We start from the raw sequence: 13,993 nt of genomic DNA, 5'->3' as shown, positions 1-13,993 counted from the left end.
ATGCTCTTTGAAGAATTCAGGCAACTAGTACAGTCACGGCGGAGTATTAGAGACTTCAGTGAGGAAAGTGTCACCGTCAGCGACATTCATGATATTATTGATTGCGCCCGTTATGCACCAAGCGATACCAATTCACAAACTTGGGAATTTATTGCCATAATGAATCGCGATAAGATAAAAGAGATTGACACCATTACTTGGAAGCAGCTTCATATTCTAGCAGCTGCAGCTGAAGATATAGGCCTTAAAAAGGAAGCAAAACTACTGCTGAAATCTTTCGGACCTTATGCCACTGCGTTCAATAATGCACCGGTGCTGCTTGTATGTCTCAGTACTCCATATGCATCCAAGTTTCGAGATCGGATCTTTGATCCGCTTGAATTTGGAAGTGCATCTATATGGGCTGAGGAATCTTTAAAGAGCAGCAGTCTTGCTATTCAAAACATGATGCTCGCTGCTCACTCCAAAGGTCTGGCGACTTGTCCATTGACTGGCCCCGTCCTGCTGGCTGAACAAGAGCTTCGTGATTATTTGACTATTCCAGACGATCGGGTTATCAATATGGTCGTTGCTCTTGGCCATCCTGCGATACAGGCGAGAAAAATTATGGCGCGCAAGGAAGTAACAGAAATCTTAACTGTCATTGAGTAAGCGGTAAGCTTAGGTACTGCCTTACTATATAAAAAGACCTTGCTCTACTACTTCAGAGAGCAAGGTCCTTTTAATATTCAAATCATCACCCTATTAGCCGATACGTTCCATTTCCTCATCACTGATTTCAAAATTGTTGTATACATCTTGAACATCATCATTGTCCTCGAAGGCATCCATCATTTTGAGCAGTTTTTCAGCATTTTCACCTTCGACATCAATCGTATTCTGTGGAATCCAGCGGACCTCAGAGCTTGCAAAAGTATAGCCCTGTGCTTCCAGCTCGCTTTTTACGGCCTCAACTTCATGAGGATGTGTAAGAATCTCAAAACTTTCCTCAGATACAGATAAATCCTCCGCACCTGCCTCCAGAGACTGCATCATCACCGTATCTTCATCCAAGTCTGCGAAGGCTTCGCGGTCTATTACCAGAACGCCTTTCTCATCGAACATATAAGAAACGCAGCCGGACTCTCCCATATTGCCGCCCCGTTTATTATAAATGGACCGAACATCAGCAGCCGTACGGTTACGGTTGTCTGTAAGACATTTGACCATAATTGCTACGCCGCCAGGCCCATAACCTTCATAATAAATTTCTTCGTAATCAACTTCTTCTCCACCGCCGATGGCTTTCTTAATCGCTCTATCGATATTATCAACAGGCATATTGATAGATCTTGCGCTGGCGATAGCTGTCTTCAGTCCGAAGTTTGCCTCCGGATTAGGCCCACCCTTACGTGCCTGGACATAAATTTCGCGAGCCAGCTTAACGAATTTGTTATTCTTGGCTTGATCGGCCTTGCCTTTACGATCCTTAAATAATTTAAACTTCATGACGTAACGCTCCCCATCAAAATGACTTTCTACTCTCTTTTCCCAAACAAAGGGTACGATTCTAGTTTATCATTTCCTTATACGTTCGGTCAAAGCCTATACACCAACACATTTCTCAGCCCACTTACTTAGATGAATGCATGAAAAAAACACAGTTCCCAAAAGAGAACTGTGTAATCTATGACTAGTTGGTGGACATGAATCCACGAATCTTACTAGCAGTATATTTATAGCAGACAGATGAGCTGTCTAAGCCGTTTCTTATAATTTCGTTACGTTAGCTGCTTGGGGTCCACGGTTACCGTCAGTAACATCAAATTCAACCGCTTGGCCTTCGTCCAAAGTCTTAAAACCGTCGCCTTGGATTGCTGAAAAGTGAACGAATACATCTTCGCCGCCATCAACTTGAAGGAAACCATAACCTTTTTCTGCATTAAACCATTTAACTGTACCTTTCAAATGAACAACCTCCTAAAAATAGCGCCATATATGGCGTATACTTACATTATACTCCAGCATTTTCTTCAAATCAATTGAGGAACAAGCATAAAGTGGATTTAATTTGCTTTTCCCTTCGTGTGTGCGTTATCATTGACCCAAAAGCCAAAAATAGCCAGGGTGGGAATAAACAATGATTAAAAAACATGAAATATACAAAACAGACAAATGGAACATGATGACCGTTGAAGTACAAGGAAAATATATTGTCCTTCGAGAAATTTCTGATCAATGGGGAGAAGAAACCCATACTTTTCTAAGCCGTCCTGCCATGATGCAGTGGGTAAACAATCGCTTCAACAAAGAGTCATACAAAGACAATGAAGAAGAGTATAAAAACATCATCGCAGCATTCAAACAGGTATAAGCATAATGGACACTGAGAACCTAACCATTTATGTAATTCTTGTCCTTTGCCTAGGTGCAGTACTCATTATGGGTAAGGACAAGATGCCTCCCAAGCTTAAGCGGGGGATGGCTTTGACAGCAGTAATTATGATTGTATTGGCTTTTGTTTTCGTTATCTATAGTTTGTTGGCATAAATTCTGTACAACGCAGGATAAGGATAAATAATCTTGATCTGGTAGGACATACTAGGCTGACCTTTGATTACTAGGAGGCAGCCCATTTGTCCATACCAACCAAGTCACTCCCTATTCTGCTAACGCTTAGCCTGCTTTCGGGTGATTTACTATCCGCCAGGCTTCCGGTAAAGAATATGCCTACTTCATATCATCATTCAAGGAGGATTACAATGGAACAATTATTGAAGAGAAGTGAAGTGCCTGCCGAAAATCGCTGGAAGCTTGAAGACATGTTTTCTTCCCAGTCTGAATGGGATCAAGCATATGAAGAAGCTAAAGAGCTGATTAAAAAAGCTTCCGACTTTCAGGGTAAGCTGGACTCCCCTGATGCCCTAAAGGATTGTTTCCAACTGGATGATAAGCTATCGCTAAATACCGAACGTCTTTATGTATATGCGCACATGCGGCAGGATGAAGATACCGCTGACTCTGTCTACCAAGGTTTGGCTCAGAAATCGAAGCAGCTGAATGTAGAAGCCAGTGAGGCACTCTCTTTTGTAACACCGGAAATTCTAGCATTGCCTGTAGAAACGCTGGATCAATTCATTGCGAATCCTGAGTTATCTGACTACACCTTCACTCTCAAAGAGATGAAACGCGAGAAAGCGCATGTTCTTTCTAAAGCCGAAGAAGCCTTGCTAGCACAAGTAGGCAACCTTTCCCAAGCACCGCAAAGTATATTCAGCATGCTGAATAATGCCGATTTGAAATTCCCTAAGATTAAGGATGAAGACGGCAAAGAAGTTGAATTAACGCATGGCAGCTACATTAAGTTTTTGGAAAGTCCAGACCGCGAGGTTCGGAAGAACGCTTTTAAGGCAGTCTATGAAACCTATGGCAAACAGAAAAACACAATCGCTGCAACACTCAGCGCCAATGTTAATAAAAACGTATTTTACTCACGAGTGCGCAAATATCCTTCTGTACTGGAAATGTCACTATACGGCGACAACATTCCAAAAGAGGTCTACACGAACCTTATTGATACCATTCACGAAAGCTTGCCGTTGATGCATCGTTATATGAAGCTCCGTCAAAAGCTCCTTGGTGTAGATGAGCTACATATGTATGATCTATTTGCACCACTTGTTGATGAATATAAAATGGATATCACCTTTGAAGAAGCCAAGAAGATTACCAAAGAAGGGCTTAAACCGCTGGGTGAAGACTATCTGAGCGTACTTCAGGAAGGCTACGACACAGGCTGGATAGATGTATATGAGAACGAGAACAAACGTACAGGCGCATACAGCTGGGGAGCCTACGGCACCCATCCTTATGTCCTCTTGAACCATAACGATAATCTCAACAGTATGTTCACATTGGCTCATGAAATGGGCCATGCATTGCATTCGTATTATTCAGATAATGCTCTGAAATACCGCGATGCCCAATATACGATTTTCCTGGCAGAGGTGGCTTCTACTACCAACGAGGCTCTTCTGATGGATTACCTGTTGAATAAGTCCACAGATCCGAAGGAAAAAATGTTCTTGCTCACCTACTATGCCGACCAGTTCCGTACTACCGTGTTCCGGCAAACCATGTTCGCTGAATTTGAGAAGATTATTCACGAGCGTGCTGAGAAAGGTGAATCTCTAACTTCCAAGGATCTTTCAGCGATCTATTATGACCTCAACGTGAAGTACTATGGCGAGGGTATGGTTGTAGATAAGGACATCGAGATGGAGTGGGCCAGAATCCCGCATTTCTACAACAGCTTCTACGTGTATAAGTATGCGACTGGATTCTCGGCTGCAACCAGCTTCGCCAAGCAAATTCTTGAAGAGGGCAAACCGGCGGTGGACAAATACCTCGGTTTTCTGAAGAGTGGCGGAAGCGACTACTCCATTAACATTTTGACTAAAGCCGGCGTTGACATGTCTTCTCCAGAACCGATCCGCGAAGCGATGAGTGTTTTTGAAAGTGTAATCGCTCAGATGGAAGAGTTGACCAAGTAACACGGGAAGCGTAGAATTACAATAGTCCCTTGCCCGCTTCGGGCAGGGGATTTTAACATTTAGACCGTATGAAAGTAAAATCACTCTCAAAAAGGGGCTCTTTATGAAAATTCAATGGTCGCTTATTGCCGGTCTTATCTTCGCTCTGCTAACAGCCCTGTTTGCTGTTATCAACGTAGATCCGGTCCAGGTTAATTTCGGTTTCGATGTAGTCAGTATCCCGCTTATTCTAGTGATCCTCGGCTGTGCCCTTATTGGTGGAATCATTGTGGGCTCTTACGGCATATTCCGCCAATACAGGCTGCAAAAACAAATCAAAATTTTGACCGCAGAACTAACTAAACTCCGTGAGGCCAATACTTCTATGGAGTCTATGAATATCGAAGATGATCGGATATCAACTTCCCATTCGACTCAGCTTTAGCTACTATTTTCCAATAATGAACAGGAGGACTAACCCTTGCTTACCATTCAACCTAATGAAGACTACATTCTTTCCATTCTCAAAAAGCTGCTCGATACACCCAGCCCTAGTGGCTTTACTGCACAGGTCATGAACCTTGTTGCCGAAGAGGCTGCAGCGCTCAATGTACCCCTAACTTGGAATGAAAAAGGCGGTGTCATCCTGACCGTTCCAGGTCTTGACCCTTCCCGCACCATTGGAATCAGCGCTCACGTAGACACGCTTGGAGCTATGGTCCGCTCTATTAAATCCAACGGTACGCTTCGTCTTACTTCTGTAGGAGGATTCACAATGCACAGCATAGAGAATGAATACTGCGTAATCCATACCCGTAGCAGTAAAACATACACCGGCACCATTCTGACCAGTCATCCCTCGGTCCATGTATATCCCGATGCACGCGATTTCAAGCGCCAGGAGGAGAACATGGAGGTTCGTATTGACGAGCTGGTCTCTTCTAAGGATGAAGTTATGAAGCTAGGGATCTCTGTTGGTGATTTTATTTCTTTTGATGCCAGAGCGGTTATTACCCCTAGCGGTTATATTAAATCTCGGCACCTGGATGACAAAGCAAGTGTCGCCGCATTACTTGGACTCCTCGAAAGTATGAAGCGCGAGGGCTGGAAGCCGTTGCACAATCTCTCTCTGTTAATCTCCAATTTTGAAGAGGTTGGACACGGAGCTTCGTGGATCCCTGCTGATATCAATGAGATGATCGCCGTGGACATGGGAGCCATGGGAGATGATCTTAGCTGCAAGGAAACGGATGTCTCTATTTGTGCCAAAGACTCATCGGGTCCTTATGATTACGTGATGACAGGCCGCTTAATAGAGCTGGCCGAGGCACTGGCTGTCCCTTACGCTGTCGACATTTACCCGCAATACGGTTCTGATGCTTCTGCCGCCTTAAGAGGCGGTAATAACATACGCGCAGCTCTCATTGGGCCTGGCGTCCACGCTTCCCATTCTATGGAACGGACACACAAGCTGGCCGTGATAAACACAGCCAAGCTGCTGGCCGCTTATGTCGGCGCAAACTGAGGACAGCCGTAGGCTGGGCAAGCTTTGGGTACATAAACAATGGCTGCTAGTCATAATCCCACTGCTGGCCTTAGTGATATGGGTTTCAGCTTCATTTCTGGCTAAAGAGTCGCAACCTAAGGAGGTCTTTGACGGCCTCCCCCTCTCCTATTCCTATCTAGAAAAAGAGAGTCCGGGAAAAATAAGGCTGCACATGATGTCCGTATCTCCTGAGAATATTATTCTACGGGCCGCGGGGTCTCCTCTCAGACAGGTGGCGGCTTACGGAATAAATGGCGGTTTCTTTTACGGTAAAGACCTCTTATCTATTGCAATCATGAACGACATTCCGGTAAGTGGGGACAAGAAAGCCTATGGATCTGGATGGTTCAATGCCAAATACCCGCGGGGAACATTGGTATGGGATGGCGAGACTCGCAAGCTTTCGGTACAGGTTGCCTCTTCAGGGGATGACTTAGAGGTCAGCGACCGTACTCAGTATTGGGCTCAAGGCGGGATCAGCATGAATTTACAGGATCAAGGGCTCTGGCAGTCCTCTGCGATGCAAGAGCACCTGCCCTATGCAGACGAACTGAGAATGCGCTCAGGCTTGGTGTATGACAATACCAGCAAGCTCTGGCTTATAGTTACTCCCAGCCGATGCACCGCCGGTGAGTTCCGTACAGCTATATTGGAGTCTGTTCCAGGTGAAGATCCAGAGGGTATCTTTCTGGACGGAGACGGTTCCTCGCAAATGAATGCAAGTGAGGCCGTGTTAGTCGGAGATAAACGTATGGTTGTACAGATGATTGCTGTGGGTGGTGACTAAATTAGTCGCCATCCACTTTTTTGTCAGGACTAGTCTCCCTTAGTTCAACGGGCTTAAAGTACTGTTCTTCCATGATGTCATATTGTTTCTTTACTTCTCGTAGTTTACCTCCAAAATCTGCCCATATTAAATAACCTGCTCCAATAACCAAAGAAAGCAGGCTGAATATAGTCAGACCCGAGCCTAGGGTATCTAGAGCCGTGACGTACATCTCATGGTTACCGATGAAATTCATATTTGAATTTACGGTCAGCAAGGTTCCGCAAATATATCGTGTGGCATACAAAAAAGCTGCTATTGCGATGAAAATTACTCCTGTGGTTCGCCTGGACATCGTTCACACCTCCCTTATTTCCACTTTTTGAATTCTCTGACTTGTTCGGTATCCAATTTACATAATCCTCCTTTCAAAATCTCCAGCTGCATAAAAAAGCCGGCCTCGGTTACCCGAAGCCAGCTTATAAAAGCATCTGTTAAATTACAACTCATGTTACGCCTTACCCTCAATCTTCTCTGCTAGTTCATTTAAATACGTCCAGCGCTCCATCAGACGCTCCAGTTCAGCTTCCGCTTGCTGTTGCTGCTTGGTTAGCTCTTGCAGCTTCCCAGAGTCGGCAAAAGCCGCCTCCATCTTCGTACTAATATCAACTATAAGATTCTCCGCCTGTTCAATTTGCTGATCAATTCCCTCGTATTCACGTTGTTCTTTGAAGGTGAACTTAGGTTTATCCTTGAGTGATGGTGGAGCAACTGTATCAGGTGTTGACACTGGAGCCGCAATCCGTCGAGGATTCTCGTTTTGCAGCGAAGTACGGACAGGAACATTCTTTGCCATCCATTCCTCGTATTCGGTATAATCGCCGACATGAAGCCGGATCTCTCCGTCCTCGAAAGCAATAAGCTTGTCCATGGTTCGATCCAAGAAATAGCGATCATGAGATACTGTGAATACAACCCCTGGGAATTCATCCAGATAATCCTCCAGTACTGCTAGCGTGCCGATATCCAGATCATTGGTCGGCTCATCCAGCAGCAGCACGTTAGGTGCACCCATCAATACACGGAGCAGATAGAGTCGTCTCTTTTCACCTCCGGAAAGCTTCGCAATCGGAGTCCATTGTGCTGCAGGAGGAAATAGGAAACGTTCCATCATTTGACCGGCTGTAATCGTACTGCCATCCGCAGTTTTGATCACCTCTGCCTCTTCCTTCACATATTCAATAGCCCGCAGGGTGTCATCCATATCCTGATGTTCTTGGGTGAAGTAACCCAACTTCACTGTAGTACCGAGTTGAACCTCTCCGCCATCCGGTTGAAGCCTTCCAGCAATCAGATTCAACAATGTTGATTTGCCGCTACCATTCTTACCGATGATTCCAACCCGATCTTGAGGTACAGCAATATAGGTCAAATCTTTAATGAGCACACGCCCATCAAGAATTTTGGTCAAATCATGAATCTCGATAATCTTACGGCCTAGACGTGTCGAACCAACCGAAATATCTAAAGTACCGTTTGAACTGCTGACCTGCCCATCTTTAAGCTTCTCGTAGCGGTCAATTCGGGCCTTTTGCTTAGTTGTTCGGGCTTTAGCCCCGCGTCGAATCCAGGCCAGTTCCGTCCGGAGCAGGTTTTTACGCTTCTGTTCCGCAGAAGCCTCACGTTCCTCACGGTCAGCCTTTAATTCCAAAAAGCGTGAATAGTTCGCTTCATATCTAAACAAACGCCCTCCGTCGAGTTCCAACATAACGTCTGCCACTCGATCTAGAAAATAACGATCATGCGTAACCATTAACAAGGCACCACGTCGCTTTTTCAAATATTGCTCTAACCAGGATACGGATTCTGTATCAATATGGTTGGTAGGCTCATCCAAGATAAGCAGTTCGGACGGTGTAATTAGTGCTGCTGCAAGAGCAACCCGTTTACGCTGCCCCCCTGAAAGAGTCTCCATAAGTGCATCAAACTGGGTAATGCCAAGCTTAGTGAGTACACTTTTCGCTTCACTCTCCAAATGCCAAATATCCGCCGAACCAATATCATTGCCAATCTGAACAAGCTTGTTCTCCAACTCCTTGTTGCCGGGTTGAGTCTCCAGCAGTGACATCGTCTCCATATACTCACGCATCATCACAAGCTCCGGTTCATCTCCGGCGAAAACTTGCTGAAGCACTGTATTCTCGGGGTTGTAAGGCGGGTTTTGAGCTAAAAATTGTACACGCACCGAATTTCCGATCGCAATTTGTCCTTCATCCGGAGTTTCCAGACCAGCAATGATACGTAGAAAAGTTGATTTTCCGGTTCCATTTACACCGATAACACCGATCTTATCTCGTTCATCCATACCAAATGAAGCATCATTGAATAAAATTTTCTCGCCATAGCTTTTGGAGAGGTGTTCCAGAGTCATAATATTCATACTTGTTCCTCGCTTGCTTTATATTTTAAACTATATAGATTGTACTAAAGACTTACTCGTTGGGAGTGTGGTAGATACTACAGTGAATGTTTGGACTTCCAGCCGCTGTTGTCTCCCGATTTCTTTGATTTGAACCGCTGTCCGCGGATGAAATCCGGAGACAAAGGCGGTCGCTGACGCTCTTCCAGTTCCAAAATCCCCTTTCGTTACTACCACCCCGAGGTTGTTATTTAATACAGTGTATATAGTTGTCTACTCTTCTACTCTCAAAAAACCGCCCGGAAACCGGACGGTCTCTAAATCTATTCTACTCTGCTAACTTGTCACCCTGAAAAGGGTGCAAATTATCCATAGCCCCTCTTATGAAGAGACTTGCGGCAAATTGGGCCCGTTTATGAGCATCTGTCTCCGAAAAGGAAGGATCGAACAAAATATCCATTTTAAGACGATCCAGCATTCCTATATAGGACTGCGCCATCAATTCGGGTTCAGAGCCTCCGCCCTCCACGAGCACCTTCACTACCGCCTGCATGTATTGTTCCATAAAATAGGCCATATAAGCTACCAGCTCCGGGTTATTATTCGGTGCCCGAAAAAAAAGCTTGGTATGCTGCTTGCGTTCATAATAATAAAATAGGTGATGCTCCGCGATCACGGAGAGCTTATCAGCCAAACCCCTTTGAGCCTTAAGCTTTGTCTCCAACTGCTCAAGGTAGCCTTCACAATCTCGACGTGTGACGGCGAGGAATAATTCCTCTTTGCTCTTAAAATATAAGTATACAGTACCCTTGGCGATACCTGCCTGCTCAGCAACGTCCGACATCTTCGTTTCGTAGAACCCGCCTGAACCGAAGAGCGTATACGCGGCATCCAGTATGGCTGTATGTTTGTCGTTGGATACGCTGCTCATCGGTTCACCCCCTTACTATGCCAACCCGTGGCTTTGATATAATCAAATAACATGCTCAACCAAGAATACCGATCAGTAATGCCACGATACCACCGATTATAGAACTGATACAATTAACAGCATCATTATTCATCCACCGCCAGCCGCGTGATTGCACAGTCGCTACACCGCAATGTATGCTCCCCTCTACCTCTCGACCGCAGACCGTACAGCGGTTCATCCTCTGCACGGTTGCACCGAGTATAGAGTCGGCAAAGGCTCCTGCCACCCCACCAAAGAGACCGGCAAGTGTCAGCAGGATGAACGAGCGATCCGGCATACCAGCGGCAAGCTGCAGCAGCCATGAGGCCGCCCCGATGAGTAGACCGCCCCCTGCTGCAGCAATTGAACCCGTAAGCGATACTCCCCCTGACGCCCCAGTAGGCAGAACTTTACCTGTCAGAACAGACCGGGGAGGTCTTCTGCTAAGCGTCCCTATCTCTGTAGCCCATGTGTCTGAGGTTACTGTAGCCATTACTCCTACAAATAGGTACTCCCATATTTCTAGAGGATACAACACATTAAGCAGTACCACAACCATGCCAATGCCTCCGTTAGCGAAGACTTGACCGGCGTCACGACGGCCTGTTTTATCATAAGTCAGTTCCAATTCTGCCTTATCTTCATGATGGAGCTTGGACAGCAGACTGGAGGAGATGAAGAAAAGCAGCAGAATACCGAACCAAAAGGCATTCCCGGCGCCAAAATAAACCGTACCCATAATCACTGCAGCCAACATGCCGGAAAGGCTTAAGGATTGCTTATAATAAGCAGCACCGGCAACAATCAGAGCGCCACAAGCGCCGATTACCCATTGCATACATTCCACTCCCGCTGTTGCTGAAGTTACAGCTATTTTACTTATCCAATCAGACAGGTACCCATCAGAGTATCGCCCCAGAACAGCTCGAATGAATCACCTGATACAGTAGGGCCTACACCTTCCGGTGTCCCTGTAAATATAACATCACCTTTACCAAGCCCGTAACGGGCTGCGATAAAGTCAACTATTTTCTGAAGCGAGAATATCATGTTCTTTACATTTCCGCGTTGAACCTCAACACCGTTTTTCAAAACAATAAAATCAGTTGCCTCAAGCTCTTCCTGATCTGGAAACGCAATATACGGTGTTAACGGTGCAGCATTTTTGAAACCTTTGGCTGCGGTCCAGGGAAGGCCCTTCTTTTGCAGATCATTATGAACATCACGAAGAGTGAAATCAAGCCCCAAGGCCATGACATCAACGAGTTCCTCTACACTAATTCCCGGAACATAATCACGTGCGATGCGCAGAACAAGCTCGCCTTCGTAATGAACCTGACCTGCATCCTTCGGAAGATGAATGATTGCTTTGTCGAGGGGAACAGCCGCATGAGAGGGTTTCATGAAGATTAAGGGTTCTGTCGGCACTTTATTGCCGAGTTCCTCCGCATGCAGTTTGTAGTTACGTCCAACGCAGTATAAGTTATTAACAGTAGCGCACATTGGGCATCAGCCTCTTTCCCGTCGATTTGTAGTTATTATACTCCCAAAAACGTATCGCCCCAAACATCCGGACGGTTCGTACAGATCATTATATCAGAATGCATGTCTGCGAGGCGGCGCATCTCTTTCGCTTTATCCACCGTCCAGGCCATAACCTTCACTCCCTGCTCTGTAAGCAGCTTGGCTAAGTTTGGATTCAGACGCTCAAAGCTTATGGACAGAAAAGAACAACCCAGCTCATGGACAAGCCTCGCAGGATCTCCTGATCTGGAATCAAAGATAAGTCCCGTGCTGACACGCGGATCTACCTCTTTCACTCTTTGTAGGGCACCTGCTTCAAATGAGGTCAGAACCACTTCATCCCGCATGCCTTTGGAGGAGATAAGGTTGATAACTGCCTTTTCGATACCCGGATATACATTCCCTACCGTCTTCAGTTCAATGTTAAGATGCAATCGGCCTTTAGAAAGATCCAACACCTCTTCAAGAGAAGGCATTTTTTCACCTCTAAAAGCACGGCCTTTCCAGCTTCCCGCATCCAGCCGTTTCATTTGCTCCCAATTCATATCCTTGACCTTACCATGGCCATTGGTCGTGCGGTCCAGACTATAATCGTGTATGACGACCGGCACACCATCTTTAGACAATTGAACGTCGATCTCCATCCAGCGGACATAAGGTAATGCAATAGCCATTCGAACGGCTGCTAACGTATTCTCCGGAGCTTTGCCGGAAAACCCGCGATGGGCAACGCACAGATTTTTAAACATAAGGACCCCCCCTTAGCCGTTATCATCACTCTGAGGAATGTACAACCTTACCTTTTCGATCTATTTTGATTAGTCCCCAAGAGATAGATTCAATTTTTCGGAAAAGCTTCTGTCCTTCTTCAGGACTCATCGGAACAGGCTGGGCCAGCTCTGCTGTAAAGGGCTTCAGCTGCATGGAGCATTGCCCCCCTACATTACATTCCGCCTGAAAAACAGCAGTATCCCAAGTAGAAGGGACTGATGATCTTGTAAATATAAAATTCCCAGTACTATAAGCGATCCACTTGCCCCTATAAGGCTCTATACCCTGCAGAACATGAGGATGGCCTCCAATCACCAGATCTGCACCCGCATCTATAAAACTGCGTCCCAAGGACTGCTGTACAGCATCCGCTTGACTCACGCGTTCCTTTCCCCAATGTACGACTACGACAACAATATCCGCTTTCGTTTTGGCTTCGGTAATGGCCTGGAGCCCCTTCTCACTGTCATAGACTGAAGCTAAGCCGGGCTTATTCTTTGTGGCCTGCCAGCTGGATTCCGGCATCACCCGAGTAAAGCCTAACAGAGCAATAGTGATCCCCTTACGTTTAAAATAATGGGCCGAATAAGCTGATTCCTCATCCAATCCAGCTCCGACATAGGGAATGTCTCTTACTTCAAGATTGCTGAGCGTCTCCCTCAAACCTTGTTCACCTTGATCAAGTGTATGATTATTCGCTAGATTAACGGCATCGATTCCAGCTGCTTTAAGTCCATCCAGTGCTTTAGGAGGAGCCTTAAATACAAACTGCTTGTTCGCAGCACTCGTCCCCCCATCAGAAACCGGAGTCTCCAGATTAACAATGGACAAGTCATCCTCTTTGAATAATCCACCCAGACGGACATAGGGAAATTCATAACCCTTTTTATCCAACAATTCTCCAACCTTACCGGAAAAGATTACATCCCCACCAAAACTAAGTTTAACAGTATTCCCTTCGGAATCTGTATCCTGCGGCAAACCGGAAATATCGCCCCCGTCTGTAGCTGCAGGTGGAGAGGGAATATTCACCACTGTATCAGGAGTTTCCACAGGCTCTAGTTCCCCAGTAGATGTAGGCTCTGCAGAAGCTTGGGTTGGTTCTGGAATAGCAGTAGCAGTAGCAGTCATCGTAGGCGGAGCCTCACTGGGATCCGGAGAAGGTGAGGCACTGCTTTGCGCCGCTTGCGGCGGAGTGATTGAGCTATTATTACCGTCTCCATTAAGTACATAAGTTAAAATGGCTATTATCATTAGTAGCAGGATTGCATTGATCCATACCCATGCCCTTTTTGGGCGACGATGACCCGAGGCTTTCCTTTTGTCTCTTCTACGTGATCTCGGCGGGTACATTGGTGTTCTGTAAGCTCCTTTGCCGTTAAATTGGTTTTATTATAGCATATCTGTTACTTATCTCTCCAAAAGAGTAGATTGCAAAATGGATAGATTCTTCCGCCATAAAACAAAGGGTGAAGCAAAAATTGCTTCACCGCTGGAAGGCATA

The 13,993-nt window shown here is 45.9% G+C and carries 16 protein-coding genes; 7 read left to right on the top strand and 9 right to left on the bottom strand.

Going from position 1 to position 13,993, the window contains the following annotated elements; all coding sequences use genetic code 11:
* Positions 1-651, top strand: coding sequence for a nitroreductase family protein (locus PWYN_RS16635; protein WP_036654332.1), 651 nt, complete (start codon positions 1-3; stop codon positions 649-651).
* A 93-nt stretch (positions 652-744) separates the two neighbouring features.
* Here the strand turns inward: PWYN_RS16635 and PWYN_RS16630 are convergent, their stop codons facing one another.
* Together PWYN_RS16630 and PWYN_RS16625 are read right to left on the bottom strand one after the other, a co-directional pair.
* Positions 745-1,488, bottom strand: coding sequence for a YebC/PmpR family DNA-binding transcriptional regulator (locus tag PWYN_RS16630; protein WP_036654328.1), 744 nt, complete (start codon positions 1,486-1,488; stop codon positions 745-747).
* A gap of 261 nt (positions 1,489-1,749) precedes the next feature.
* Positions 1,750-1,947 carry a cold shock domain-containing protein gene (locus tag PWYN_RS16625; RefSeq protein ID WP_036654327.1) on the bottom strand — a complete coding sequence of 66 codons (198 nt, stop codon included), beginning with the start codon at positions 1,945-1,947 and terminating at the stop codon, positions 1,750-1,752.
* 172 nt (positions 1,948-2,119) lie between these two features.
* On the opposite strand from PWYN_RS16625, the gene PWYN_RS16620 reads away from it, so the two are divergent.
* From PWYN_RS16620 to PWYN_RS16595, 6 genes are all read left to right on the top strand, one after another.
* Complete coding sequence (locus PWYN_RS16620; protein WP_036654325.1) at positions 2,120-2,353, top strand: hypothetical protein; 234 nt, start codon at positions 2,120-2,122, stop codon at positions 2,351-2,353.
* Between the two features lie 5 nt (positions 2,354-2,358).
* Positions 2,359-2,529, top strand: a complete 171-nt coding sequence (locus PWYN_RS29625) for a hypothetical protein (RefSeq protein ID WP_036654323.1) — start codon at positions 2,359-2,361, stop codon at positions 2,527-2,529.
* 212 nt (positions 2,530-2,741) lie between these two features.
* Positions 2,742-4,532 (top strand): oligoendopeptidase F, encoded by a 1,791-nt coding sequence (pepF, locus tag PWYN_RS16610; protein WP_036654321.1) that lies wholly within the window; start codon positions 2,742-2,744, stop codon positions 4,530-4,532.
* A 103-nt stretch (positions 4,533-4,635) separates the two neighbouring features.
* Complete coding sequence (locus PWYN_RS16605; protein WP_036654319.1) at positions 4,636-4,956, top strand: LapA family protein; 321 nt, start codon at positions 4,636-4,638, stop codon at positions 4,954-4,956.
* A 36-nt stretch (positions 4,957-4,992) separates the two neighbouring features.
* A complete protein-coding gene (locus tag PWYN_RS16600; RefSeq protein ID WP_036654317.1) occupies positions 4,993-6,036 on the top strand; it encodes a M42 family metallopeptidase in 1,044 nt (347 codons plus the stop codon).
* Positions 6,020-6,844, top strand: a complete 825-nt coding sequence (locus PWYN_RS16595) for a hypothetical protein (protein ID WP_052088047.1) — start codon at positions 6,020-6,022, stop codon at positions 6,842-6,844. The genes PWYN_RS16600 and PWYN_RS16595 overlap by 17 nt, the downstream gene beginning before the upstream one ends.
* A gap of 1 nt (position 6,845) precedes the next feature.
* Here the strand turns inward: PWYN_RS16595 and PWYN_RS16590 are convergent, their stop codons facing one another.
* The 7 genes from PWYN_RS16590 to PWYN_RS16560 all read right to left on the bottom strand — a co-directional run bounded on the left by PWYN_RS16590 (position 6,846) and on the right by PWYN_RS16560 (position 13,842).
* Entirely contained in the window at positions 6,846-7,178 is a 333-nt protein-coding gene (locus PWYN_RS16590) for a hypothetical protein (RefSeq protein WP_036654316.1), read from the bottom strand.
* A gap of 156 nt (positions 7,179-7,334) precedes the next feature.
* Positions 7,335-9,263, bottom strand: a complete 1,929-nt coding sequence (locus tag PWYN_RS16585) for an ABC-F family ATP-binding cassette domain-containing protein (RefSeq protein ID WP_036654314.1) — start codon at positions 9,261-9,263, stop codon at positions 7,335-7,337.
* A 307-nt stretch (positions 9,264-9,570) separates the two neighbouring features.
* Positions 9,571-10,173 carry a TetR/AcrR family transcriptional regulator gene (locus PWYN_RS16580; RefSeq protein WP_036654312.1) on the bottom strand — a complete coding sequence of 201 codons (603 nt, stop codon included), beginning with the start codon at positions 10,171-10,173 and terminating at the stop codon, positions 9,571-9,573.
* Positions 10,174-10,228: 55 nt separating this feature from the next.
* Positions 10,229-11,032 carry a DUF92 domain-containing protein gene (locus PWYN_RS16575; protein WP_036654310.1) on the bottom strand — a complete coding sequence of 268 codons (804 nt, stop codon included), beginning with the start codon at positions 11,030-11,032 and terminating at the stop codon, positions 10,229-10,231.
* Between the two features lie 41 nt (positions 11,033-11,073).
* The gene (locus PWYN_RS16570; protein ID WP_036654308.1) at positions 11,074-11,697 is read right to left on the bottom strand and encodes a fumarylacetoacetate hydrolase family protein; all 624 of its coding nucleotides are present in this window, start codon (positions 11,695-11,697) and stop codon (positions 11,074-11,076) included.
* A 35-nt stretch (positions 11,698-11,732) separates the two neighbouring features.
* Positions 11,733-12,467, bottom strand: a complete 735-nt coding sequence (locus tag PWYN_RS16565; RefSeq protein WP_036654306.1) for a glycerophosphodiester phosphodiesterase — start codon at positions 12,465-12,467, stop codon at positions 11,733-11,735.
* Between the two features lie 25 nt (positions 12,468-12,492).
* Complete coding sequence (locus PWYN_RS16560; RefSeq protein ID WP_036654304.1) at positions 12,493-13,842, bottom strand: CapA family protein; 1,350 nt, start codon at positions 13,840-13,842, stop codon at positions 12,493-12,495.
* Positions 13,843-13,993: the final 151 nt, after the last annotated feature.

It is taken from the genome of Paenibacillus wynnii (assembly GCF_000757885.1).
GTDB lineage: Bacteria > Bacillota > Bacilli > Paenibacillales > Paenibacillaceae > Paenibacillus_AQ > Paenibacillus_AQ wynnii.
This window is presented reverse-complemented; position numbering and strand designations above follow the sequence as displayed.